23 protein-coding genes are annotated in these 25,633 nt (G+C 56.4%); 5 read left to right on the forward strand and 18 right to left on the reverse strand.

What is annotated here, in order from left to right; translation table 11 throughout:
- Positions 1-12 precede the first annotated feature (12 nt).
- Positions 13-1,425 carry a cardiolipin synthase gene (gene cls / locus ACR0IV_RS04640; protein WP_480657605.1) on the forward strand — a complete coding sequence of 471 codons (1,413 nt, stop codon included), beginning with the start codon at positions 13-15 and terminating at the stop codon, positions 1,423-1,425.
- Here cls and ACR0IV_RS04645 read toward each other — a convergent pair.
- Positions 1,422-1,856, reverse strand: coding sequence for an ion channel (locus ACR0IV_RS04645; RefSeq protein ID WP_480469732.1), 435 nt, complete (start codon positions 1,854-1,856; stop codon positions 1,422-1,424). The two genes, cls and ACR0IV_RS04645, sit on opposite strands and share 4 nt — an antisense overlap.
- 155 nt (positions 1,857-2,011) lie before the next feature.
- Here ACR0IV_RS04645 and ACR0IV_RS04650 point away from each other — a divergent pair, with 155 nt between their 5' ends.
- The 3 genes from ACR0IV_RS04650 to ACR0IV_RS04660 are packed head-to-tail and all read left to right on the forward strand — an operon-like array spanning position 2,012 to position 6,091.
- Positions 2,012-2,659 (forward strand): ABC transporter ATP-binding protein, encoded by a 648-nt coding sequence (locus tag ACR0IV_RS04650; protein WP_480657603.1) that lies wholly within the window; start codon positions 2,012-2,014, stop codon positions 2,657-2,659.
- Positions 2,656-5,067, forward strand: coding sequence for an ABC transporter permease (locus tag ACR0IV_RS04655; protein ID WP_480657601.1), 2,412 nt, complete (start codon positions 2,656-2,658; stop codon positions 5,065-5,067). The genes ACR0IV_RS04650 and ACR0IV_RS04655 overlap by 4 nt, the downstream gene beginning before the upstream one ends.
- The gene (locus tag ACR0IV_RS04660; RefSeq protein WP_480657600.1) at positions 5,057-6,091 is read left to right on the forward strand and encodes a lipocalin-like domain-containing protein; all 1,035 of its coding nucleotides are present in this window, start codon (positions 5,057-5,059) and stop codon (positions 6,089-6,091) included. The genes ACR0IV_RS04655 and ACR0IV_RS04660 overlap by 11 nt, the downstream gene beginning before the upstream one ends.
- Before the next feature lie 621 nt (positions 6,092-6,712).
- On the opposite strand, the gene ACR0IV_RS04665 is transcribed toward ACR0IV_RS04660, so the two are convergent.
- On the reverse strand, positions 6,713-6,952 hold the full coding sequence (locus ACR0IV_RS04665) for a hypothetical protein (RefSeq protein ID WP_480657599.1): 240 nt from the start codon (positions 6,950-6,952) through the stop codon (positions 6,713-6,715).
- A 252-nt stretch (positions 6,953-7,204) separates the two neighbouring features.
- Between ACR0IV_RS04665 and ACR0IV_RS04670 the strand changes: the two genes are divergently transcribed.
- Positions 7,205-7,384, forward strand: a complete 180-nt coding sequence (locus ACR0IV_RS04670) for a hypothetical protein (protein WP_480733460.1) — start codon at positions 7,205-7,207, stop codon at positions 7,382-7,384.
- Between the two features lie 150 nt (positions 7,385-7,534).
- Here the strand turns inward: ACR0IV_RS04670 and ACR0IV_RS04675 are convergent, their stop codons facing one another.
- From ACR0IV_RS04675 to ACR0IV_RS04750, 16 genes are all read right to left on the reverse strand, one after another.
- Positions 7,535-7,813, reverse strand: coding sequence for a hypothetical protein (locus ACR0IV_RS04675; protein ID WP_480657597.1), 279 nt, complete (start codon positions 7,811-7,813; stop codon positions 7,535-7,537).
- A complete protein-coding gene (locus tag ACR0IV_RS04680) occupies positions 7,810-8,292 on the reverse strand; it encodes a lysozyme (RefSeq protein WP_480657596.1) in 483 nt (160 codons plus the stop codon). The genes ACR0IV_RS04675 and ACR0IV_RS04680 overlap by 4 nt, the downstream gene beginning before the upstream one ends.
- Positions 8,282-8,521, reverse strand: coding sequence for a DUF7940 domain-containing protein (locus ACR0IV_RS04685; protein WP_480657595.1), 240 nt, complete (start codon positions 8,519-8,521; stop codon positions 8,282-8,284). Before ACR0IV_RS04685 ends, ACR0IV_RS04680 begins: the two co-directional genes overlap by 11 nt.
- Positions 8,518-8,814, reverse strand: a complete 297-nt coding sequence (locus ACR0IV_RS04690; RefSeq protein WP_480657594.1) for a hypothetical protein — start codon at positions 8,812-8,814, stop codon at positions 8,518-8,520. The genes ACR0IV_RS04685 and ACR0IV_RS04690 overlap by 4 nt, the downstream gene beginning before the upstream one ends.
- A gap of 22 nt (positions 8,815-8,836) precedes the next feature.
- Entirely contained in the window at positions 8,837-11,074 is a 2,238-nt protein-coding gene (locus tag ACR0IV_RS04695) for a glycosyl hydrolase family 28-related protein (protein WP_480657593.1), read from the reverse strand.
- A 70-nt stretch (positions 11,075-11,144) separates the two neighbouring features.
- Complete coding sequence (locus ACR0IV_RS04700; protein WP_480657592.1) at positions 11,145-15,053, reverse strand: hypothetical protein; 3,909 nt, start codon at positions 15,051-15,053, stop codon at positions 11,145-11,147.
- Positions 15,053-17,839, reverse strand: coding sequence for a hypothetical protein (locus tag ACR0IV_RS04705; RefSeq protein ID WP_480657591.1), 2,787 nt, complete (start codon positions 17,837-17,839; stop codon positions 15,053-15,055). The genes ACR0IV_RS04700 and ACR0IV_RS04705 overlap by 1 nt, the downstream gene beginning before the upstream one ends.
- Before the next feature lie 2 nt (positions 17,840-17,841).
- On the reverse strand, positions 17,842-18,273 hold the full coding sequence (locus ACR0IV_RS04710; protein WP_480657590.1) for a hypothetical protein: 432 nt from the start codon (positions 18,271-18,273) through the stop codon (positions 17,842-17,844).
- A complete protein-coding gene (locus ACR0IV_RS04715) occupies positions 18,273-20,486 on the reverse strand; it encodes a phage tail protein (protein ID WP_480657589.1) in 2,214 nt (737 codons plus the stop codon). Before ACR0IV_RS04715 ends, ACR0IV_RS04710 begins: the two co-directional genes overlap by 1 nt.
- The gene (locus tag ACR0IV_RS04720) at positions 20,486-21,118 is read right to left on the reverse strand and encodes a hypothetical protein (protein ID WP_480657588.1); all 633 of its coding nucleotides are present in this window, start codon (positions 21,116-21,118) and stop codon (positions 20,486-20,488) included. The genes ACR0IV_RS04715 and ACR0IV_RS04720 overlap by 1 nt, the downstream gene beginning before the upstream one ends.
- 94 nt (positions 21,119-21,212) lie before the next feature.
- Entirely contained in the window at positions 21,213-21,590 is a 378-nt protein-coding gene (locus ACR0IV_RS04725) for a hypothetical protein (RefSeq protein ID WP_480657587.1), read from the reverse strand.
- Between the two features lie 4 nt (positions 21,591-21,594).
- A complete protein-coding gene (locus tag ACR0IV_RS04730) occupies positions 21,595-22,017 on the reverse strand; it encodes a hypothetical protein (protein ID WP_480657586.1) in 423 nt (140 codons plus the stop codon).
- A 12-nt stretch (positions 22,018-22,029) separates the two neighbouring features.
- Positions 22,030-23,004 carry a major capsid protein gene (locus ACR0IV_RS04735; protein WP_480657585.1) on the reverse strand — a complete coding sequence of 325 codons (975 nt, stop codon included), beginning with the start codon at positions 23,002-23,004 and terminating at the stop codon, positions 22,030-22,032.
- 14 nt (positions 23,005-23,018) lie between these two features.
- Positions 23,019-23,822: a hypothetical protein gene (locus ACR0IV_RS04740; protein ID WP_480657584.1), complete on the reverse strand. Its 804-nt coding sequence runs from the start codon at positions 23,820-23,822 to the stop codon at positions 23,019-23,021.
- Entirely contained in the window at positions 23,815-24,114 is a 300-nt protein-coding gene (locus ACR0IV_RS04745; RefSeq protein ID WP_480657583.1) for a hypothetical protein, read from the reverse strand. Before ACR0IV_RS04745 ends, ACR0IV_RS04740 begins: the two co-directional genes overlap by 8 nt.
- A complete protein-coding gene (locus tag ACR0IV_RS04750) occupies positions 24,098-25,615 on the reverse strand; it encodes a portal protein (RefSeq protein ID WP_480657582.1) in 1,518 nt (505 codons plus the stop codon). The genes ACR0IV_RS04745 and ACR0IV_RS04750 overlap by 17 nt, the downstream gene beginning before the upstream one ends.
- Between the last annotated feature and the right edge of the window lie 18 nt (positions 25,616-25,633).

Below are 25,633 nucleotides of genomic sequence, written 5' to 3' on the forward strand. Positions count from 1 at the left end.
TGTTAGACGCCGATGTGGACCTTGCTCGTTTCGATCTCTGTATTTGCGCTTTACTGTGCGGCAGTGGTTTTTTCGGTGCGGGCTGCCCAAACCGCGCGTACCCCACAAGGTGCAGTCGGCTGGGTGGTGTTCCTGTTGTCAGCACCAGTCTTTGGTGTTCCGCTCTATCTGTTTCTCGGCCACCACCGATTTCGCGGCTATCGCATCGCCCGTCAGGAAAGCGAGCGCGTAGTCGAGGGAATCAAGACCTTCGCCGATTTCTCGAAACCCGACCCGGAAACCTTGCGGATCAATCCGCGACCGTTCGAGGCCCTTGCCCACCTACCCGTTTCGCGCGGCAATGGTGCCGAGCTATTGATCGATGGACAAGTCACCTTTGATGCCATCCTGGACGAGATAGACAAGGCCAGAAACTATGTGCTGATCCAGTTCTACATCGTGCGTGACGATGACCTTGGTCGGCAGGTTCAAGAGCGTCTGATCGCTGCCGTCAAACGTGGCGTGCATGTGCGTTTCATGACCGATGCGGTCGGCAGCTATGGTTTGCCTACCAGCTACCTCGAAACCCTGCGTGAAGGTGGGGTTGATGTTGCGGATCCCCGCGAACAACGCGGCCCGAATTTCCGGTTCCAGCTGAACTATCGCAACCATCGCAAGACGGTGATCATCGATGGTGAAACCGGATTCATCGGGGGCCATAACATCGGGGTGGAGTATCTTGGACAAAGCCCTCGGTTCGGGCGTTGGCGCGATACGCATATCCGAATGACCGGCCATGTCGTCCGGCAGCTGCAATTGATCTTCACTGAAGACTGGCACTGGGCTCGGGATGAAGACTTGATCGACGAGCTCGACTGGGCTGGCAGCGAATCCGATCAGGATATGAACGCTCTGCTTGTGGCGACCGGCCCGGGCGACGAGACGGAAACCGGTTCGATGATGTTCTTTGCCGCCATCACCGAAGCAAAAGAGCGCCTTTGGATCGCCTCACCTTATTTCGTGCCGGACATCGACATCATGACCGCCCTGCAACATGCCGCGCTGCGCGGTGTTGATGTGCGCATTCTGGTACCCGACGTAATCGATCACCGCCTGCCTTGGCTGGCCGCCTTTGCCTATTTCGACGAAATCCGTGACTGCGGCGCGCGGGTGTTCCGCTATACCGACGGGTTCATGCATCAGAAGGCTTTTGTCGTCGACGATACCTTGGCGGCGGTTGGCACCACCAATCTGGACAACCGCTCTTTCCGGCTGAATTTCGAGGCGATGGCCCTGTTCTTTGACCCGCGCGCAGCGAATGCGGTGGCACAGATGCTCGAGACCGATTTCGAATCGAGCTACGAGCTGACCCAAAATCTACTGCAACAACCAGTGCATATACGCTTCGGCGCACCGCTCGCGCGGCTCTTTGCGCCGATCCTCTAGCTCAGGAACCGTTCTTCGAACACGCGAGTCATCAGGGCGACAAGGAAAGCGGTGGACAGGCCAAATGCCAGCAGCCCCGTAACCGAAGCGAACGCCCCGAATATCCGCAACCCTTCACCCAACACGATGTCGCCGTAACCCAGCGTCGTGAACGTCACCAGCGAAAAATACAGCGCCGAGTTCCAGTCCGGCAACACATCCCCCAGCACCCAGACAATCGCCCAGATCCAGACCTGCACGGTATGGGTCAAAACGATAAACAAAAGCGCCACCGTGATCGGTCCCGCAGTCGCTATGATCGTATTTCGTGTCTCCCACCAGTCCACCAGCCTGCGGATGACGATGACACAGACAGTCAGAAGGATAATCTCGATCAGAAAGCAAATACCCAGATAGAGGCTGCCCCAAAGGATTTGCTGTGACAAAGTCATGAAACGGCCTCGGACCTCTGCGCTGACGTTGTTTGCAGCATGGGGCTTTCTGTGTCGGTGAACAACCCTGAGGCCTGCGGCGAATAGAACCGAATTCCGCTCTGGACACTGCCGGGTTGCGTTGCACATTGTGACCAAACCAGATGAGGCCACGCATGCTGCTGTCGATTGATCACGTCCGGAAATCTTATGCCGGAGGACGACCCGTTCTGAACGATGTCTCGCTGAGTCTGGAACAAGGTCAAACACTGGCGCTAACCGGCGAAAGTGGCAGTGGCAAGAGCACCCTTCTGCATCTGGTCGCGGCGCTGGATGGGTTTGACGGCGGAGAGATCACTCTGGACGGTCAACCGCTGTCGCCGCTGAATGACACTGACCGCGCTGCATTGCGTCGCAACAGCCTGTCGCTGGTGTTTCAGCAGTTTAACCTGATCCCATCGCTGACAGTCACGCAAAATCTCTCGATTCATGCACGCCTGGCGGGGCGAGGCGACACCAAGTGGATCGGGCATCTGAGCGAACGGCTCGGGTTGTCCGAGCTGCAGGATCGATACCCCGAAAGCCTCTCGGGCGGCCAGCAACAGCGCGTTGCTATCGGACGCGCCATGGCAACGCGGCCCAAACTGCTGCTTGCGGATGAGCCCACCGGCAATCTGGACGAAACGGCCAGTGCCGTCGTGCTGGACCTGATGCTGTCTCTGGTGGCCGATACGGGTGCAGCGTTGCTGCTTGTCACGCATTCGAACGAGATTGCCGCGCGGCTCGACCGACGCGCGCATCTGTCGGGTGGTCGCATTACATGATTGGTCCTGCCGTTCAGTCTCTGCTATCTCACTGGCGCGCGCATCCGCTGCAACTGGTGACGTTGCTGACAGGGATTGCTCTGGCCACCTGTCTCTGGTCCGCCGTTCAGGCCATCAACGCCGAAGCGCGTGCCAGCTATGCACGCGCCAATGCCCAGCTTGCCATTGGGCAGTTCGATGAGCTTCAGAATCCCGGTGGCACCATTACCTTGCAGCAATATGCAGAACTCAGGCGCGTTGGCTGGCAGGTTGCGGCGGTTCTCGAAGGCACCCTGCGCGTGGCAGAGCGTCGCCTGCGCCTGATGGGTGTCGACATGGTGGCCTACCCTGCCTTGCCCGCTGTTACAGAAGTCAATGAAAGCACCACCCCCCCTGATCCCTCCGATGTTCTGACCGCGCCGGGGCGTTTGATTATGGCTCCCGACCTTGTCCCCCTGTTCGAGGTGACGGAGACTTTTCCGCCTGTGATTGAGACCACCGCCCTGCCCCCGGACCTCATCCTTACCGATATCGGCGTGGCCGAACGTCTGCTGGGGCGTTCGGGGCAGATCTCGCGGCTGGTGATCCTCCCCCAGCAGCCCCGCGCAGTGCCGCCCTTGTCTGAGGTCGCACCTGAATTGCAACGCATCAGCGCGTCGGCGCAAATGGACACCGCGCAACTAACCGACAGTTTCCACCTGAATCTGACGGCCTTTGGTCTGCTTTCATTCGCGGTCGGCCTATTCATTGTCCACGGCACAGTCGGACTGGCCTTTGCGCAAAGACGCGGCATGATCCGTACCCTGCGCGCGCTGGGGCTGCCGCTGATACAGCTCGTGATCATCGTGCTGGGCGAATTGCTGTTCATTGCCCTGATCGGAGGCATCCTGGGCCTCATCCTGGGCTTCTTCCTGGCAGGCGCACTGCTGCCCGACGTTGCCGCCACCTTGCGCGGGCTCTACGGCGCACCGGTCGACGGACAGATATCCCTGCGCCCGCAATGGATCGCGGCGGGGCTTGCCATGGCAATCGGCGGCACCCTTGTCGCCAGCGGCCATGCCCTGTGGCGGCTGTCGCGCATGCCAATTCTAGCAGGCCCCGGTTTGCAAGCTTGGCGCAGTCAGGGATCCGCGCGCCTCAGCGGAGCCTTGGGGCTTGGATTGATCGCCGCTGGGATCATCATCTTTTTCGCAGCCGGTGGTTTGCTATCAGGTTTCGCACTGCTGGCCGGAGTGTTGACGGGTGCCGCCCTGACCCTGCCCGCACTGCTGTCCGCAATCCTCTCTTACTTTGCACGTCGGGCAAAAGGCCCGCTAGCGCAATGGGTTTGGGCCGACATGCGCGCGCAGTTGCCGGGCCTCTCACTCGCGCTGATGGCATTGCTTCTGGCGCTCGCCGCGAACATCGGCGTGGGCACGATGGTCTCGAGTTTTCGGCTCACCTTTATCGGCTGGCTCGACCAGCGCCTGACGTCCGAGCTCTACGTGACTGCACAAGACGAAGCTCAGGCCGCGCAGATAGCGGAATGGCTGGACCAGCAAGTCGCGGCAATCTTACCCATTCGCAGCACCGAACTGCCGCATGAGACAGGTCCATTGTTTCTGTATGGCATCGTCGATGATGATACCTATCGCCAGAATTGGCCGCTGATCGCCCAAGCAACCGATGTATGGGATAACGTCCTGCTACGCGGTGATGTGTTGATCAATGAACAACTCGCCCGCCGCGCCGATCTATGGCCCGGCGATACGCTGTCGCTCTCGCCGGAACATGAACTGAGCATCGCTGGCGTGTATTCCGACTATGGTAACCCCACCGGACAGGCGATCGTTGCGATGCCCATTCTCGATCAGATCGCCCCCGGCACGGACGACCGACGCTTTGGTATCCGTATCGCGCCAGACCGCGCAACCGATCTGGCCCAAACCCTGCGGCAGCGGTTCGATCTGCCAGCTCGCGCAGTTGTCCACCAGGCAGCAATGAAAGCCCAATCACTGGCGATATTCGAAAAAACCTTCGTCGTGACCTCGGCCCTGAACATCTTGACGCTCGGGGTCGCGGGCTTTGCGATCCTGACGAGCCTGCTGACGCTGTGGACACAACGCCTGCCGCAGGTCGCTCCGGTTTGGTCTTTAGGGCTCACACGCGCACAGCTGGCACGGCTGGAGCTTCTGCGCAGCGTGCTACTGACCGCCCTGACCGCCTGTCTGGCGCTACCGCTTGGGGTGGTGCTTGCCTGGGTTCTGTTGACAGTGATCAACGTCCAGGCCTTTGGCTGGAAGCTCCCGATGCACCTCTTCCCCGGCGACTGGATTGGACTGTTTCTGCTAACCTTGATCGCCGCGACCCTCGCGGCGGCATTGCCCGCTTGGCGGCTGCTCCGCCTGCCCCCTGCCGCCCTGCTGAGAGTTTTCGCAAATGAACGTTAAAGCCCTCGTTCTCTTCCTCCTGCTCCCGGTTACGGCCTGGGCGCAAGGCTATGCCGGGCTAGGTGGCAGCGCCGATGGATTCGATCGCCCAGCCGCTGGATACAGTTTCCAGTTCCCCCGCGATCATGGCCCGCACTCAACCTACCGGATCGAGTGGTGGTATCTGACCGCAAATCTAACCGGAGAGGACGGGCGCGACTATGGCATCCAATGGACCTTGTTTCGCTCGGCGCTGAAACCGTCGGAAGCCGACGGATGGCAAAGCCCTCAAATCTGGATGGGCCACGCCGCGGTCACGACGCCTGATGCGCACTATTTCACCGAACGCCTGTCGCGCGGGGGCGTTGGTCAGGCAGGTGTCATCGCAAATCCGTTCGAAGCCTGGATCGACGAATGGCACATGCGCGGAGACATCGAGGGTTCGATGGACCTGACCGCCAACGGCAATGATTTCGGCTATGATCTAAGTCTTCAAGCGCAGGGTCCGCTGGTGTTCCACGGAGAAGACGGATACTCTATTAAATCCGCCGACGGGCAAGCCAGCTTCTATTACTCGCAACCTTTCTACAGCGTCGAGGGCACCCTACATCTGCCGGACCGTGATATCTCTGTGACCGGTCAGGGCTGGCTGGACCGCGAGTGGTCCTCGCAACCGCTGGCCGAAGATCAGAGCGGCTGGGATTGGTTCTCGCTCAGCTTCAACGGCGGAGACAAACTGATGGCTTTCCGCCTGCGCGGTGCGCGCGGCGATTTCACCGCCGCGACATGGATCAACGCGGATGGCCAGACGCAGGCGCTGCCAGATGGGTCGGTCAAATTCACAGCCCTCGGGACCAGTCCGGTCGCGCAGCGCGACATTCCGACCAGATGGCGCGTTCAGGTGCCGGATCGTGAGCTTGATGTTGAAGTAGCCGCCCTGACCCCCCGATCCTGGATGGGTACAAGCTTCGAGTATTGGGAAGGCCCGATAACCATTTCAGGCAGCCACAGCGGGCGCGGTTATCTTGAAATGACCGGGTATTAGGGATTTGTCACCGACCCGCCAACGATATCGGCAGAAAGATTGCTTGCCAGGTTCAGATCTTCTGGTTGAACGTCGATATGTGCGGCTCAGTTTCGCATCAGAAAACCAGGTGTTTCGCCTGACAGGTTTTCTGAAGAGCAGCCCAGAACCCTATTTTTTAAGCGTATATTGCTCTGAAATGATTGATGTGGTGCCCAAGGAGAGACTCGAACTCTCACGCCCGTGAAGGCGGGGGATTTTGAATTCTTCAATTCCTGCGCGTTATCAATAAGAAGGTACTCAAGAAAAAGCCCCGGCTAGTCAGGCTGGGGCTTTTGAACACTCATGTTGTACTTGGCGAATCTGCCGCTGTTCATCAGTTTCTTGGGATGACCAAAATCCTACCTGAGCCGATAGCCGAGATTTCCGATGACTTCGGGCTTCACGTCTGTTGTGATGATCGAAGGTGTCACAAGGGTCAGGACTTCTTGCCGAGCCAGTTGTTGGAGATACTTGGACCCAAAGCCACATATCACGACGCGCTGAGGGATCTAATCTGCCCGTGGTGCGGACGGCATCCTGTGGGGATCAGGAAGTTCTACCGGTTGGGAGTGCCTTGAGGTATAGGGGGGTGTCTATGGCTCATAAGCCCTGACTTTTTTTGAAAAGCCAGATTTGGATCTGATCGCTGAGTGACTTCATATATTGATCAGAAAACAGCACCTCAGAGACACCATCAGGCGTGAACTCGTACCAAACATCACTTTCATCAGTGTCCCATGTTCCCAGAAACTCACCATATCTGGTGTAGACGTCGCCGCTTTTCTGAAAGTTGATCTCGAAGTCAAAATCCTCGGCACTGAGTCCATTTCTGTTGGGCATTCCTGAGCACACCTCACTGATCGAACGACTGGCGGTAGGGATTCGAACCCACTGCGGGCTATGTATTGGCAGCCAAGAGCTGCATTGCTCGTCTAGCTTGTCTGGGCCTTCAATAGGTCAATCCCCTATGCCACACTAGATTTTTTAGTCATTTTGGATATTTTAGTGATTCTAACTTCGGACACTTTTAATAAGAGGCAGGGATTGAACGTGGAAGAACATGTAATGACACAAATTACACAGGTTATCACAATGAACGAAGCGCTGATCGCGTCGTTATTGGGTTTGATTGTGTTCTACTTGGGTTACCTATACGGAAGGCATCAATATCTTAAAGGAAGCATAAAAGCATTAGGCGAACAAGTAGTGGAAAATGTTAGGCTCGAAAAAGAACTAAAAAAACTTCAGGAAAAATATCGAGCGTTGACCTAGTGGGGCTCCGCCGGTCGACCTGACAGGCTTTCAACCTTATCCCCACAGTTCAGCAATTCCTTGCGGTCCTCGGCCCAAAGCAATTCTACCTGCTTGTCACTTAGCCAGCCGTTCGGGATCTGTACTGGATTGGCGCAAGGATCAGCTTGCTTAACGAAGGGCGTTGAGCCTGCGCACCCGGTCAGGACCAAGGCACCGCTCAACAACAACAGGGTCCGCATTGGCTGCTACCTCCAATTGATCAGCGAGTTTGTCGCGCTGCCTTGCAGCTTCGGCGCGGGCAGCTTCAAGCTTTTGGCCGGCCTCGATCATGGCAAGCCGTTCGGCGTCGTGATCAGCCTGGCACTTGGCGATGCCCTGCCCGTAGGCCCACCACAGCGCGCCCAGGAACACGACAACCGCAGCCAGATACGGAGCGGCGCGCATCATGCGTCACGCACGGCACGCAAGCACATCTTTTGCTCAGAAAGCCGACGATTGGTCAGGCCGCGCCATACACGCCCCCCTGCCCGGTTCCAGCGTGGCAGTTCCCGGCAAGCTCCTAACAGATCACCAGCGTTGGCCTTTCGGACCAGTGTCGACCGGCAGGCCGCACCGACGCCAACATTGTAGGTCCAAGAGACAAAGGCGATCTTAGCACCAGCCGGAACATCCGCATCCAGGCAGCGGTCAAGCCCTGCCTCATAGCGAACAAGTTCCTTCCCCAGCATCTCATCGCATTCTGCCTTGGTGTATTCGTCCCCTGGCTGCACGCCCTTGGTTTCGCCGTAGCAGACCGTCCAAACGCCCACGACATCTTTGTAAGCCTTGGTTTCGAGCCCTTCCCATCCGCCGATGAAAGAGACGGTCAGAGCAAGCCCCGCGACAGCTCCTGTGGCTGTGCGGCGCTTGCTGATCCTACGTGGCATCTTGGATACCCCCGTCATCATCATCTTCCGCGACGCGCTGGTCGAGCAGCCGACCCAATCCCGCCAATGCCTGGACCACCGCTACAAGCGCAGCGTACAGCATCGGGTCCATGCCTCGATCCATCGAGTACAGAATTGCCTCAACGATCGTCAGCGCGATCGTCAGGTAAATGCCGTACATCGACCACGCGCTCAGCAGGATTTCCCGCCAGTTTGAAATAAGCTTCATTGGCTTTTCCTCTCGATACGTTCCAATCGGTTATCGATGCGGGAAAGAAGATGGAGCATGGCGCTGTATCGCTCCTGCACCCGCGTGTCTTCTTTTTCCAACTCTCGAAGTCGAAACAGCACAGCGGTTCTGTGGGTCTTACTGTCCGCTTCGATTTTTGAAAGCGTTTGCTCAATTGCTTCCTGCTGAGTGCGCATCGCGCCCCAGCCGACGGCCATGGAACACGCCATCACAAACAAAGTGAGCCAATTACCGAGGCTGATTTGACTGGTAAAAGTGGGTTTGCTGGTCATCTTGTTATGCTCCGCAAGTCCGTCAGATATTGTCTGCAACGACAGTGTTCGCACCGAGCGTTGTGATCATGCCGCCCCGTGAGTGGTTGCCGTGAATCAGGTTCCAGTCGGCTGACCCTTGTTCCCTGATCGGTAAGCCGATGTAATTTCTGACACGATTGTTGGAGATCACGCTGTCGGTCGCGTAAATTTCGATGCCGCGGTTATCGGAGCCACCAACGTCAATACTGTTGCCATTGACGACATTATCGGCAAGCTCGATATAGATACCGTGTGCGCCACCAATCCGCTTGATACGGTTCCCGGCCACGACACTGTTGCCAACTCGCGACATAATTCCGTAGCCGTTGCTGTATTCGAGAGCGTTATTGGCAATAACAACGTGATCAACGGTGAAAGAGGTAGTTGGCAAGATTTGAATGGCGCTTTGAGTGGTGGCAACAATATCGTTCCCGGCGATTATGATAGTTCGGCAGGACCTAGCGCCCCCATCATCGGTCAGAAGTATGCCCTGCGCTGATTTGAAATTGTTATTGCGTACAATTATCTCTTCCGCGTCAGCGGTAATATTGCCTTGAATTGCATAAGATCCGGTCGCCTCGGAAATCACCTCATTGCCTTCAATGATTGTCCTGCGACCTTGAGCAATCCAAATCAGCGAAGCGGGAACCTGAGTCACCGTGGACTCAATCATAACCTTGTTTCCGATGAACATCGCGTCGCCACCCCAGCGATTATTCATCACGCCGTCTTGCTTGGGAACGCCTGCATGAATATCCGCGTCGTGAACGACTGTGTTACCGATAAACAGACCTTCGGAAAGGACGCTGCTATCAGCAAGACCAACGCGCATTTCGGTGCCAAAGCAGTTACGAAACACGTTGTTGGAACAGATGCAGCCACGAGACCCGCTCGTAAAATAGACCCCGTTATTGTTGCTGTTCTCAACCGTACAATTGGAAACAACCACGCCGTGCGAACGAAGAACGTTTGCAAATCCAACAAGGCCCGTGGCTGACATTGTGTTGGAAGTGTTGTTCGCCGCATTTCCATCGAAACGTATGTTTCGGATCACCAAATTATCACAGTCTTCAACTTGAATCGCCGCAATTGAACTCAGAATGGGCGTGGAACTCGCCAGTTTGATGGTACCGCCAGCACCTACAAACTCCATGCCGGCCGCAGCAGCATCAAACAACAGGAAATCGTCTGCGGTTGAACCGATCTTAAACGTGCCCTCAGTCAGCAGTATTTTTTGCGCACCGGACTGGATTGCCCCGTTTATTGCGGTCGCATCATCTTGGACATCATCGCCAAGCGCACCGAATGCCTTCACGTCCCAGCCACCTACACTCGGCTGGACATAGAGCTTTACACCCCCGGCCATCTGAACGTGGTGGTCAGTAGCACTGGAATTCGCTACCCGATAAGAGAAGCCCTCCTTCCGGGTCCGAATTATGGTGCTTTCAGCGAAGCCGATGAGTGACGAAGCCAACAAGACCGTTACATCATCGAAGATGATTTCGCCCAGCCAACCCAGCTGTGTTTCTGACCCGGCGTCGTTGCGATAAACCTGTGTGCCGGGCTCTATCTGCACCAGGAACACGTCGGTGTCGGATGTGTCTGCTAGGCCATTTGCAACGCTGTCATACAGCTGAGCGCCAGCCGCCAAAGCTGACAATTCGGCCTGTGTGCGGGCAGACTCCGCTCCGCTGCGCGCCGCTGAAGCACCCTGGCTCGATAGCTCCGCTTGGCGGGCGAACTCATCAGCCTGATTAATCTTCTCTACCGTCGGGCCAACTTCAATGCCGTCCCCTTCTGCGTTAAACGCCACCATGCGGCCAGCCCGCGCCTCTGCATTGATGGTGATCGGACTAAAACTGTCTGAACGCGAGGACACCCGCATCGTAGATTGAAAATCGCGGCTTTGCTCTTGTTGGACTGCGGTAACCGCGTCTACATCGTTTTGTAAGTTGTCGGCGAGATTAGGTGAGTTACCGAGATACTGGCTTTCCCGGCGGGGTGTGCGGGTTCCGTAAATCTCCACGTCCACATCGGTGACGGCGGTGTTCAGCGTCAGGATTGCATTGGTTGCGCGGCCATCGACAAACGTTGCGGTTACCGAGAACAACTCCGTTTCGACACCATCAATGAGTACCGATAAATCAGCCACCGAGAATATCGGGAACGTGATGATGAACTCATCGGTCAGAACGACCGGCTGATAAAGTTTATACCTTGTCGACTGCGCTAGTGTCATCGGACCTCACCGCTGGTTTGCGATAAAATCCCCTGTCACCTGCAGTTCTCGCAATGCACACAAGTATGAGCTAGTTCTGACGTGGAGTTGCACCTGTCGCCGCAGTCGCGGCTTCTTCAACTTTTCTGAACAGAGGAAGTAGATACCAGATGTTGTTGCCCGGGATCGGTCGCATAAGTTTGCGCACGTCACTGTGACTGGCCTTTCCACCGCCGAATGCGCTGGCGGCTTCAAGACCGCCAAGGACCATATCTACACTCGGGCCGAGAATACCCTGAAACTGGTTTCTGGCCTGAAAGCGTGAAACAGGCTCGCCAGTCCACGACAAGCGCCCACCGGTCAACGCCGAGGCTGCGTTATAGGGCTCCATAAACCATCCGCCGAGACCTGATCTGTCAATGGCGTCTTCCCAAAGCGCATCGCCTTCTTTGCGGTCGTATCCCGCGAGGTCCGCTTTGATGTTGGAGGTAAGCGCCCCGAGGATCATTGCCATAGTCACCTGGGCAAGCACATCCGCATCGGCGCGTTGAATGCCTGAAAGCAAAATCCTGTGATGAGCCGACATCGCAAATGTCTTGAATTGAAAGAAGAACTTGCCCAGCTCAGTCGAAAACGCGAGGGGCTTATCTTGGCCAGGTGTGACAACCATAAGATCAAACTCACGGTTCATTGCGCGACGGAAAGCGTCAAACGCCTCGGTATCCGTCCAATCCTGCCCACGCGGTAACCACAACACTCCGTCTTTGTCTGCGAACTGGTCGAGCTGCTTGGCGATCCTTTCCGCCATGTGCGGTTCGATTCCGTTCTCTGCCAAAGAACGCAACTGTTTCTTCGTGGCTTTTCCAGCCCTTACAGCATCCGCGGCCTTCGACATCTTCGACGCTACCGCTGCACCGCCAACTGATTTCCAGCCGACATTCCAGGGGATCATGCCGGTCGCAATGGAGAAATGCCGGGCACCCTGCCCCAAGAAACGCTCCATCTTGGTTCCGGCGCCGTAGGGATCAAACATTTCAGCCAATGACATCGCGCGAGAGTTCAACCACCACTCGGAAGCCGCACCGATCTCTGCCATATCCTTGGCTGCCAGAGATAGTTTTTTCGGATTTGTCAGCGCTGTTGCTGCGGTTCCGAAGGCACCCTCGACACCACCGCGACCGAGAACACCGGCTACATCCGGTATTGCCGACAACATCATGCCGCCGAGGTAACCCATGTAGGAGACCGTGCGCAGCGCGCGGTTCCCCTGTATCCATCCACTACGGGGATTGTCTGGCACTCCATACCGATTCCGAAGACGGTCGCGCATACCTTCCAGATCTCGAAGTCGCTCTGCGCCTTCTTCCTGAATTCTAATCCGAGCCTTGGCCGACTTCGCCTTTTTAATCTGCTGAGCGATTTCCTCAGAGATTCGAGTTCGCGCATTGGTCATTTCGGCGTCACCGAACCGCCTGGTTAACTCAATATCGGGAACCATCTGCCGGAAGTATTGCGACATGATCGCTTCAGCATTCGATTCCAGCCAAGGCTCAAGTACAAGATCATCGACATCCAAAACCCGGGCGCGTGTAGGCGATGACAATGCGGCTTCGTAGCTGTGTTGACCAGGCTTGAGACCAAGGATGGATCGCACCGTGTCATTCACTGCCTGATCGATCTCGGCGTCATCAGCGTTTGCATAGAACTCTTCGGCGTCCTGCGCTTTTTTGGCTTTGCGAAGCTCAGGCAGGATGCGCTTCAATTCGTCCTGAGAAGCTTTGATTTCTTCCCGAACCTTTGGGCCGATCTCATTGTCAAGTTCTTTCAGCCGGGCCTTCGCGTCATCCAGCCGATCAATAGCCGAAAGCAATCTAGCGTCAGCACTCGCTTCCTTTTTGCTGGCCGCAGACTGCGCACGCCCAGCCTCATTGGATTTGGCTTTCTGCGCCGATTGGTTGCGCGCCTTTTCAGGCAACTGGCGTATGATCTTGTCAAGTGGTTGGTTGATATCGATGCCCAACTCTTCCAACGAAGCTGCGAACTCGTTTGCGGCGTCAAAACGTGCCAGTTCTTGAGCATTCTCACGGATCGAGTAGATCTTTTCGCCGTTGGCCGCACGTCGCAGCAAATCGTAGAAATCGTTTACCGTTGAGCCTTGTGGCAAAAAACCAAGCTCTTCCAGCGCACCACGCATGGTATCTGGGTCCATCCCGTCATGACGTTTGATCGTGATTGTTTTTGTATCAAGGGCTGCACGCAACTCACCTGACCCATCGTCTTTGATACCGCCCATGTCTCGGATGGTTTTCAAAACATCGGGTGGTTCAAGGTTGGCTCGCTTGCGTGCATCTCGCAGGCTTTCCTTGAACGCCTCAAGTTCAGGACCTTCCAATACACCTTTCCTCAGATCATCCGCACGGCGCTGCAAGCTCTTGCTCAGCGCACCGGTAGCGCGACCAACAGCCTGTTCCCGACCCACGGCCGCCGACGCCCGGTTGCGCTTGGCCTGCGCTTTTTTGATTGCCCGGTTGAGCGCGGACTGTGCAGTGCGCGCATTTTCTCGTGCTTGGAACTTCTGGGTTTCTAGGTCATCAACGGTTCGATCAAAAGCCAGTCTCTCTTGTGCCAGTTCTCGACGGGTCACGAACTGATCCCGCAACATCACGGCGATATCGTCACTGGTACCATCTCCGAAGTGCCGGCGGATACGTTCGGTGTTGTAGACCCGCGTGAAATAGGATTCTGCGTTCTTGATCTGCAAGGCTTCATCGAAAATGCCGACTTCGATAGCCTCATCCTTGATCTTATCAAAAATGTTACTCCGCAAAGCATCGGCGGCACTTTGAACCTGCGGGATCGGGTGCTTATCGCCCCGACGCATAGCTTTACCAACCTCTTCCATGAACTCGGTTGCGGTGAGCTTTCGATCTTTTGCCATCAGGTTATTGAACCTGGTTGTAATGGGGGCTGTCAGCGTACCAATAGTACCGCTCGGCCCATCCTTGGCGTACTCAGAAAACGATCGCGACAGCAAAGACAACGCCGCTGCCAGTTCGTTTCTCTCACGGTCGCGGATACGGGCTTCAACAGATGGACCGCCGATCCTGACGCTCTGACCGGCATCGTTGGCCGCATATTGCAAGGGTGTCTCAACCAGGTCCACCAGAGCGCCACGCACCTCCTGCAACGGCGAAAGTTGGGCACGCAAGATCGGATCGCTTCGAACAACCCCACGCAGTGCAGGTATACGGTTCACCATCTGGAAAATCTGTTCCCGGCGCAGCGTCAGGTCTGTGCGGCTTTCGGCAGCGCCCATAGACCGCAGGGCTTCGTCGTAATCATAGGTCAGCGCTATTGCCTCCTCGACCCGCTGAGATGCAGCCTTGAACTGATTTGCGCTCAACTTGCCCGCTGCGGCCCCAAGCATACCACCCAGAACGAACGATCCACCGATGACGAACGCGCTTTCTGTGGCGGTGCGCGTCTGCTGAGTGCCCTGTAAAACCGCCTCGTCCAAAGCTGCGGCAAACGCGGCAGATCCAGCCACAGACAGCCCAGTGCGCGCAATAGAAACGCCTTTGGCGCCCTTTACCACTGCCCCGCCCGGGAGAATTGTCGTCGGTGAGAACAGCGCCGCCCCAAACTGTGAGAGTACGCCCCACATGCCGGCCGCATCCAATATCTGCCGGTCCTGCAACTCGCGGTCTATCTGCGCCTTCATGGCAACTACATCTTCATGGTCGCGCGCACCCGCAAACCTGCTTGCGAAATCCTCGTATTCTGTGCCCTGGATGTCGTCCCATGGCCTGTACTCGGGATCGAAGGGTTTCAGCGGATCGTAGTTGAACCCAGTGAGTGTCGAGGCAATGGGATTGTCAGTTCGAAACCCCGCACCAACGATATCCCAGATCCCGCCCGGTGCTTCTTCAGTCGGGGTAACGCTCATGCCCTCGGGGAGTGCCAGCGGGCCAAAGAAGTCTTCGGTGTCTTTAAACGGCATCAATTGGTCTCCGGCGGCGCACCACGATACTTGTCTTTGTTGTTGATCACCTCGTCCTGCGCCTGGCGTAACGACTGGCCCTGTTCCCGAAAATGTTCGACCCAGAGGCGCAGGTTCGTGACCTCGGATTCCTTCTCCCGGGGAACGGCATCAAATTCAGCGTGCGCGGCCTCAGATTCGCCGGACGGCGGGTCAAAGTAGAACCGCCCAGGGACCGCGTGAAGTTCGTCGTCATCGTCCATGTACATCACGGTATAGGACGGTGCCTGACGCGCGGAGATCTCTTCGCGTGTGGTTTGATCCGACATCAATACAATCCGCTCGCTGTCGATCCATCTGCGACCGCTGATCGCATCGGTGATACGAGAGAATCCCCAGGCATCATTTGCGTCGTCACCAAACGCGAATTCACTGACCGCTTGTTCGAGCTGGTCACTCATATAGTTGGGGTTGCGCATCGAGGACGGATAAAAGTTTTGCGGTGGATACTTCATCAAACGCCTGCCACCGCTGACCATGTTGGGCCCGTAGACCCGGGACAATTCGGTGAGCGCGCGGTTTTTTGCCAAGCCGGGATCTCCGGTGGCGACAAACGCATCTTTGAACAGGCGTTCATACTCGGCCATCATTTCTGCCTGCTGGGCTTCGCTACCAAGTTCCGCATCGATCCCCTTGTTGGAGAGATGATCGATCAAGTCACCGTTGTCCAAATCTTTGGCGGCTGTCTTAGCCGCATCAGTGAGATTCTTGCGCTTGGCAATCATCTCCGGGGAGTTGTTGTCGATCACGCGCTGCGCGGCCTCTTCTGATCCCATGAACTTAGAGAAGAACGAATAGTCGCTGAGCGCCGCGTTAACCGCGCCCTTGCCATCGTACATATCGATCGCGCCGCGCTGGCGCTGTGTGACCTGGTTCAAAAACTCCATGGCTGTGGCGAATTGTTGGGGATCATTTGAGCTAGCTGCCCCGCGGATCGCATCGAACATCGTGCGAGGCAGAAAGCCTGTGCGCATAGCGATTTCACCCGCCATGGTTTGACCCGCTGGTGAGAGAGGCGTTTCGCTGCCCAACACTGCATTGTAAGCGTCGTCCACCCTATTTCGAGCTTTGCTATCATACGGATTCCATCGGCTGGTATCATCCTCCAACTGGTGAATCGTTTGCTGGACCTCAATCTGGGTCTTTCTCTGTTTCCGAAGCTCCGAAACAATTGCGTCCTGCGCGGCATCAGAAATGCTGTGATCCTGCCTAACCTCCTGTTCGGTCAACGTGTCATCCTGAGCGTTGAGCCTTTCACGGTATTCCAGGGCCGCTGCATCTTCCAGGCGCTTGCGGATATCGAACTGATCCTTGAGCGCGGCCGATGCCAAAGCGCGCATTTCGGTGTCTTCAATCCGATCGATCTGGACCTGCATCATTGCCACGTCGGACGCTTTCATCGTCATCTTTCGCACCGCCCAGTCTTTGGCATCGCTGGCGGTCATATTGGCAAGGTGTGGATTGGCTTCGATTACCTTGACCGGGACGATCTCGGATAGCTTAGCCGTTGGATCAGCCGTTAGAACATCGACTGCCCCACCAGCGCCAAAGAAATGGGCCAGGTACTCGGTCGCTTCGTTCACCGGAACACCTGCGTCCGTCAGCACCGCCGCGTTTTGGGCTCGAAAGTGTTGGAATACCTCAGAGGATGCACTGGCGTCTTTGCGCATTTCCAATAATTCGGTTTCACTCAGACCCGCTGCCCAATTCGCCCCACCTTGTTTGCGCAACTGTTTAACCGCTTCCAGCCAAGTGCCTTCAATGAACTGGTGAGGCCCGGTTGCCGTAGAGTTTGGGTTCTGAGCGTCAGCATTGCCGCCACTCTCAATCCGAACAACCTTGGCCTCATAGTTGTCGGCTGTGATGCTGCCGACAAACGCGTTAGCGTCGATCCCCTTCAACCGCCCTTGTGTGGCGTTGTAGAGGCGCTGCCGCACCCCAGGCGATAGATCAGGGTCTTCAAGCGTTTGCTCCAATTCATCACGCAGGTCATCCGGGATCTCGCTGCTACCCTCAAGTTCACCAAGGACACGCATCTGACGCGCCGCCTTGGCCGCTGCCCGGGTCCCGCGCAGGAACGCCTCGGTTTCGGCTGGAGTCTCAGTGATGTAGGGGGCGTTTCCCCGAAACGCGGACAACTGCTCGATCTCTGCGAGTTTTGCTGCAGCCGCTTCTTCATCACCCGCCGCGAAGAGGTTGATGTAGTCGTTGACCATCATATCCCGATGGGTGGCGGTGTTTCGATCGCTCTCGCGTTCTGTGCGCTTCGTCGCTTGGTTGTACAACCCGTTGAAGCGACGGCTGGCCTCTGTCCTGGCGTTGGCTAATAGATCCTCTTTCAACAGCCTGGGGATGCTCTCATCCTCTTCCAACAGTTTGATGTAGCTGTCCGAGGCATCCTTAAACCCGGCAGGATCAAACTCATACTTCCGCGCCAGCTCCGTAAAGCTTTCCGACATATCGATGCTGCGCTGAGAAAGATACTTGGAGAAGGCCGCCGCATTATGGATATCGGCGTGTCGACCACCTAGTACAGATTTCTCGTCGACCTGGAGCGTACCGTCTTCATCGCGATAGACCGCGTCGAATCCTTCTTCCTGGGCTTGCTTGTCAGCCGCAGGTTCAACGAACTCAGAACCGATCCGCGCGAGTTCGGCCAGAGCGGCGAACCCCTGCCCCGCTTTTGGCGGTTGAGCGGCTACATTAGAGACCGCGCGCTTTCGGATGACTTCGGGTATTCTGGCCATCTCTAACCTCCATACTTGTAGGCGCCATACCGAGCCAGAGGAACGCCGGCGCGCGCGACACCGGTCAGCAAGGAAAACCTGCCCTCTTCCCGCTTCGACTCTGCGGCTGTCCTGAAGTTCTGTGCCTGCTGACTGCCGTCGGCCCGCTGGATACGGCGGTCACGATCCGCGTTTCTGACAGATGTTTGCTGCAGGAGAACGGCGTTGGGAGAGTCACCCGAGAGACCGTTGGCGGCGCGTGAAGCGCGCACAGTGGACAGGAAACTATTCAGATCCTCGCGTGCGATGGTATCGCGCTGCAAAGTCTGGGTTTCCGCAAGTTTGGCTTCGCTTTCCAAACGCGCGGCCTCTGACATCGCCGATGCACTTGCAGATGCGCCACCCGCCAGAGTTCCGACCACACTAACCGCCGTGAATGCTGTTACTGGGTCCATCAGATCACCACCCTGTAGCCAATCTTGAGAATTCGAAGAAACCCGGGCCGCGTCTGCGATATGGGAATCGCTTCGTACCCGGTCTTACCAACGAAAGTGGACTGGATCTGTTCGCTCCGACGCGGGGGTGGAACCGTTAGATCCTCACCGGCGCGATACGCACCCTGTTGGAACCCATCGACTTCAAACGCTGTCGAATCTTGTACCGTGACATACATCTTGATCAGCTTCTTTACCGCACGGATGCCACGCTGGGTTCTCACTGATCGACGGGACCAGGGCGTGATCATGATCTCAAAGTTCAAGCCGATCTGTGCGATACGGTCGACATCCGGATAAGGGATCACCGAGGCGTTGGTATCCACTGGCTTGCCGTCCGCATTGACCGTGTAATCGCCCAGATCCCAGTCTTCCATAAAGACGCTCGCGGTATGACCGTCCAGATGAGTGGCAAATGCTGTCACCCCCTGATCGAACGCCACACCGGCCTGACCTTCCGGGTTGGCCTCATTAACCAAAACAGCGGCAACACAATCCATGGGAACGCCGGTTTCAAACCTCTCACGGAACCTGGTCACCACCCCATTGATGGTTCTTTCGACCACTGCGAAGGTCTTTCCGAAACAGTGATATAGCGCGAGAAAGCTCCCATCGGTATCCCATGGGCGCCACGATAGTGAATTGTCATCTCGGTCGATCTGGCACACCGCCGCGGTTCCATCATTGTTGACGGCGTAGATGTAGTATTCTGGATTCTCCGATCCCGTCGAGGTGGCGCCCAGAAAAACCGGTTTGTTGATCAGATGCGAATGGTATTTGGTGAGTGCCTGAACCCGCCATGACTTATAGGCATCACCGGACAATACGGCGGAGAAAATCTGTTCACCCACCGCATCAACGAACACACAACCATCGTCAACCGTGACAGGTGTAACCGCTGCACAGCCGATCTGAGAAAACGCAATCGGTCGGATATTGCTGGGTGTTATCCCAGAGCCATCACGGGTCTGTTGGTAGTAGATTCCTTTTGTTGTCAGGAAAATTAGATCTTCGGCAGACACCATGTATTTGAGTTCTCCGCCGCGATCAGACCCAACAGCCTCTACGAACCCGTCGGCATCCTCGGCGCCCATCTTGAAGTCGTTGATGGCGTTGGCCACAGAGACCGCAAAACCTTGCGGTGCCCCGGGGAAATCGCAAAGCAGCGTTCGTCTGACATGGCGCGCGGCATGACCCGCGTATCCGTGTATTGCCGACTGCATTTGCATATCCCACAAGAATGTCGCCGCTGGCGAACTTGCGGAGTTAACCGAAGAGATCGTAGATGATCCTTTGGGGGAAATCAGCTTGGGTGAACTCGCCGCATCGAACCCGTCATAGGCGTCCGTTGCCATCACCTCGATCGTGTTTCCTGAGATATCGGTGATGATGCCCTTACCGCCCAGGGTCTCGTGTTCGACAACCTCACCAATTTCATAATTGGTGGATGACGCAACCACGATGTCAAAGGTGGGCGGTAGCGAGGTGGTCACCGTTGCATTCATCACGGTTCCGCTCACTCGGGTGCCAAGGATGATTTCACGATCCTGATACCGGATCGCCATACCTTCATGTGCATCAACCCAAATCGACTCGGATGCGGTGACTGTGATTGAACCTGTTCTCCCGCTGGGTGAGATGGTGACACCCACGTAATAACGCCAATAGGGTTGCTGGATCACGCCGGAAAGGCCCGTGGCAAACTGCAAGGCTCCAAACGTCCAAGCACCAGCGTCATCGACACTGAGCGCCTGAATCGGAAAGCGCTGCGATCCGATCAGAATGGTCGATGTGTCGGGATCAGGCAGAACCCAGAATGGTATCTCATCAAAGGTAAACGTTCCGAACTTACCGGTCGCTGCTGTCCATGTTAGAGATCCGGTGTATTCCACCGCACCGGCTTTGTCGTAGAGAACAAGGCCGGTCGGCACGATTTGCAGATCATAGACGCGACCTTGCCCCAAATCGACCTCAACCCCCTCCTTGGCTTCGGTGCCGCTGACATGAATAGTGCCCGGGCGGCCTTCGATCTGGCCGGTGGTTGTTGTGATCGTGTTTTTGAGTATCCGGCATGAGCGCTCGACGAGGGCAGTGTCATCTCGCTCAACCGCTTCCTTTCGGATAGCACCAAAGCTGAAATCGCGTTGCCAAATCGTTTCTTTCCGACGCGCCATCAATCACGGCTCCGCATGACACGGGTCGACCGTGTTCGACGCGCTGTCGTGATGCGGCCGCGTCCTTTCTTAAAAACTCTGCCCTTAGACCGGTTGCGTGACCCTTTGACCGATGCTTTCATAAAGATGAAGTCTGCGGTCTCGTCTTTCCGCTCTGACTCCGAGAATTCTTCTTCTACATCTTTGATCACCGCCTCGCACTTGCGCTGTACGCCCAACGCAAATTTGCCGGACCAGGTGTATTCCAAGCCCTCTTTGATGCCTTCAACTTCGACTGTTCGCGTTCCGGCGTTCACCAACAACGTTCCGGCCTGGGCATCAATCTCCCAAGGCTCTTGCAGGTCTGAACAGGCGTGTTCATCCAGAAAAACTTCGGTGACGTGAATGATGTCCAAGCCGATCACATAGCTATCGTCATACCCGAAGTTTCCGTCCGACCGACTGGTGAGAGTTCGTCTGACCTTTCCAAACGGATAACTGCCGTTGCCCTCTTCGAAAGCAGCTCGAACGATCTCATCATAATTGGCTTCCAACGCACGCCATAGACCGCTGCCCTCGCCTTCGGTGACGTCAGAGTTTCCCGTGCGCAGTAAAGCTGCGTTGAAAATCGTTGTTTTGGTACGAACTGCCATGCGGGGAAGATCGCGCCCGAGGGAGTTTTGCCGCAATGCACAGACAAAAAAATGGACCCCGAAAGGCCCATTTATCCAACTCTAACCGAGGGGGTCAGTCGTCGTTTTTTCCCGCGTCCTCATCTTCGATGATGAACTTTGCCGCTTTCTCACGCAGCTCACGAAGGAACGCGATTGCTGCGGTGCGCTCCATGCGCTTACGAGGTGGCTTCCCGTGCGAAGTCATCTCAGCAACCAACTCGGCGGGGTCCATGTCCTCGGGATCTTTGAGCCCCTTGATTTCGACCTCGACTTTTTTCTCTTCGGATTTGATCCGATAGAGACCCTTGCCGTTTTTCAGGGCTTCCAACGCCGTTGCCACTGGCACTTCAACCGGGCCACGTTTCTTAGCGGCATTGTATTCTTCGAGCGTGAAATCAACGTCTTTGAAAGAGCCTGGCTTTTCAACAGGTACAATCGTCTTCATCAGCATAGGCTTATCCTGTCATGATGGTGGACCAGACGCCCACGGTGATCGATGGTGAGGTGCCGCCTACAAAGAGCTTGACCCGGGATTTCTGGTACTTCACCCCGTTGATCTCGGACGCCCAGTAGATGTCGAATTCATCACCGGCGGCGTTGTCGCCCGCACTCGATTGACGTACCTCGGTCGCACCAAGATCAAGGATCGCCGCGACTTCTACAGTCGTAAAGTCATCGTTCGAACACTCAACAACAACCTGATAGGTTTCGTTGTTGGCGCTGATCTTGATCGCCTCGATGTTCACCTTTGTCAGGTACATGGTGCGCTGTGCTGCACGCTCATCGATGGTGCCGATCACGGTTTCTGCCGTTAGTGCAGCAGATCCGAGCGCCCGGTGTTCAAGGCGGCTGTCGAAGGGATAGAACTTGTTCGTCATGGACTTACCTCCTTATGCCACAATCGGGGCGTCGGTGATCGAGGACAGGCGGATCGCCGAATAGAAATCCTCGATAGTGATCCCGCAGTCCCATTCGAACAGATCGCGCTTGAAGATGCCGCGATCGGTGTCAACCGGTTCGAATTCGGGCTCCGAGGTTTGGATACCGCAGACCCCATCTTCGCGGAACGAAACCGGATAGATCGAGGTGGTGACCGCAGCGCCACCGCCATGGGCGACCTCGTTGTAGGGCAAGAACTGCGAGTCCTTGGAAACCTCGTATCCGGTCAGGAACGGCAGATCACCGAAGCGAAGGACACGACGGCCGAGCTGGCTGTCGTAGTCATCGGTCACCCGGTTGTTCGTCAGGTTCGGGTCGCGGGCGGCCGCCTTGAAGCGGGTCCGCATCCGGCGCGAGATCAGGATGTGCGTCGGGCTGGCAACCAGATCCACCGCAGCATCCAGTTTGCTGAGCGACAATGCGCCACCACCCGATGCTTCAGAGTTCGCGAGCAAACGCGAGTCGTCGGTGGAACCGTCGACATTACCGGCATCGTCGGCAGTCAAGCGCACCTTCAAGCCGCTGAACACCTTGGGGTCGGCGCTGTTGCTGCCGTTGATGAAGGTGTCGGTCCAAACCCGCGCGCCCTTCTTCATCTGACCCAGCATATAGGTCGCACGCTTGCGTTCACCGTACCGCTTCAACTTAATCCGGTCGAACTCGATCAGGCCGGAGATCGGGAAGCAAGCGTCCTGAAACTCTTCCTGGCTGCCATGCGAAATCTCGGGTTCAGAGTTCAACGCGCGGAACCCAACGACAGGTTCCGAGGTTTCACGGTCAAACACGTTCAGGCCCTTGTCAGCGGCTTTGAACATGATGGTGGTGAGAACGTCCGATTCACGGGCGAACTGCTCGATCATCGCGGACGCAACCGGGTCTTCGTGGCCTTTGGCAAACTCGACCAGGTTAAGAAGTTCGTCGGCCATGTAGCCCTCCTAAGTTACGCGCTTTTCTTGCGCTCTTTCAGACCCGAGACGAGACGATCTGTCGGGTTCATCTCGGACCAATCTTTCTTGGTGTCTGCCGGCGTGGTTGTGGAACCCGGCTTTTTCAGCAACGCCTCGATGCCCCGCAGCGCATCGGCGCTGGTGATGCTGTCCATCACTGCCTTGGACAGTGCCGGCGCCAATCGTGCATCTAGCGAACGCTTGGCAGTGGCGAACCGGGACTTCGAATTCGGGCCTAGCTTTGCGGTTTCTTCTTCGGCCACCGACATCGCGTTCATCACCGAACGCAGCTCACGGTTTGCGAGGATCGATGCGAGATCGCCCATCAGCGCCGGATCTGCGCCGTGTTTCAGCATCGCCTCTTGCAACAGGGGAAGATCAGGATCTTCGGGGTCGATCATCTTGTTGACGTCGAACTCGACATCGTTGCCGTCGTGATCCTTGGTTTTCATGGACTCGGGGTCGAAACCCTCAGGCAACGCATGGTTTTCGGGCAGCGCAAACGCATAGCCGCTGGCTTCCTTTGGCAGCGCTTCGGTTCGTTCGTCTGCCTGAGACTTAAAGGACGCCAGTTCGTCATAGTTGGCCCTGAACCCTTCAGTATCCCATTTCCCATCTTCGCCTTTGAAGCTGTCAGGGATTACACCCGAGTAATCGATATCGCCGCCGTCATCACCGTCACCGTTATCGCCAGTATCAGCGGCGGATAGGGACCGGCGCAGGCCCGGATTTTGACGGGCGTATTCGACCCATGCGGGGTCATAAGGATCACTGGGACGTTTCAGGCGCTTAGCCATGGGATACCAACCTTCTGATTTCGAGAACAAAATTCCGCACCGCGTTCATTTCTCGCAATGCACTGTCGGATGAGCCGTTTGGAGCACCCGCGAACAGGACTGATTTTTCCATTAGTTTCAGCACCCTAAGCCCTGCATCGGTGGTGAAAGTCTCGATGATATCGGCGTGCAGTTGTTCCGCGCCATCGGGGTTTTCATCACGCATCCAGTTCAAATGCGCGGCGAGATAGGACTGAACCGGGCTTTCATCCCGCATATCAGCCATGAACTTCGCTTTAGCCTTGTTGCTCATTGGGCACCTGTTGCGGTTGCATGCGGTCGAGAAGTTTCATGATCTGATCTTCGGACCGGAATTCGACGATCCGGTCTTTCAGCGTTTCTTTGATTTTTCTGTAGGTTTTGGGGCCGTCGATCAGGATCGCGGCCTGTTGCTCGCCCAATCGCTCCTGCACCATGCCAACGATGCTGTCAGCGGTGGTGACATCCTGCAGGGCTTGGGCGCGTTCCAGTGGTGAAATCGGCCTGGCGATAACCTTGCGATCGTCCAGAAGAGGAAGTTCGACGCCAACAAGTGACCCACCGGGCTGCCTCTCCAAGTATTCGGTACGGCGCAATAGACCCACACCGAATTCGCGCCAGGTCTTTGCTGCCGGCCACGCCATACGACGAACCTGTTTGTTTTCCTGACCGATGTATTGGGAAGCGGTCGGCGGTGTTTTTCCGCGCTGTTCAATTTCGCGGTAGAAGCCCTCGCGAATCCGTTCCTCAAGGCGTTCCTCTGAGAAAAACCCGAAGTCTAGATTTCCGCCGGTCAATGCCTTCACGTTCTCCGCGCTGCCTGGCATCGACGGATATCCAAGACCTGGTTCAATCCCTTCGGAGAGATCAAGGATACCATCATGAGGATAGACATATGCAGGGTCCAACTCTCGGTCCAAGCCCTCGAAATTCATACGGACCAGTTCATCAAGCCCGCGTAATGTGGGCAGCATCCGACGGGCAGGACCGCGGCCCCAAGCCGATTTCGGGTATGGATTGTATCTGCCGACGATAAGCGGCATCGAACCCTCTTCACCGATGTCATCGTCCATACCGATGGATTTGCCGTCGACGCGGATCTCTTGCCGCCAGATCGGATTGTCGGGATCGTCATAGTTGCGCCAGAAGCCCCAGATCACCTTGGCCTGACCGGTTTTGGCGGTGTCGATCTTCTGTTTCATCGCTCGCGAAAAGTCAGCGTCGGGAAACAGCTCTTTGAGGTTTCGATAGTGGTAGGATTGTTTACGGAACCTGTCTTCAAGACCACGAGGCCCAAGCGTCAGATACAGTTCGGGAAGCGAAACCGCTTCGCAGACAATCGGTGAATTGAGCGACGGTCGGTCCACCCACATCGCGATATTGCCGACAATTGCATCCTGAAACGCAGAGGGGCCTTCGTCGTAGTAATTGGATGACCGCAACGCCTTGGACAATTTGTTTTCAAGCGTTTTCAGTTCTTCTGTTGCTGCGGCTTCGTTGTCTTCGTCCACGGGATTCCCGGCTTCGAATTCCGTCCATGGCGAATTCTCGGGTGTCATTGTCGAGAACAATTCCCCCGTGAATTCTTCGGCCACCGTGGCCGCAGCTTCCGTAAAGATTTCCTCGGGATCATCGGAGTTCCGGTTGCGGTCATCCCATTCCTGTTCCCTGCCGTTGAAACAGAACTTGTAGATCTCGCGCCCGTCCTCTTCGACGGTGTTACGTCGATGCGCGCGTGCCACTGCAAACCGGTTTTTGAACTCGTCGTCGGCCATTACACGCTGCGTCCGGTT

Source organism: Ruegeria sp. C2 (assembly GCF_056537765.1).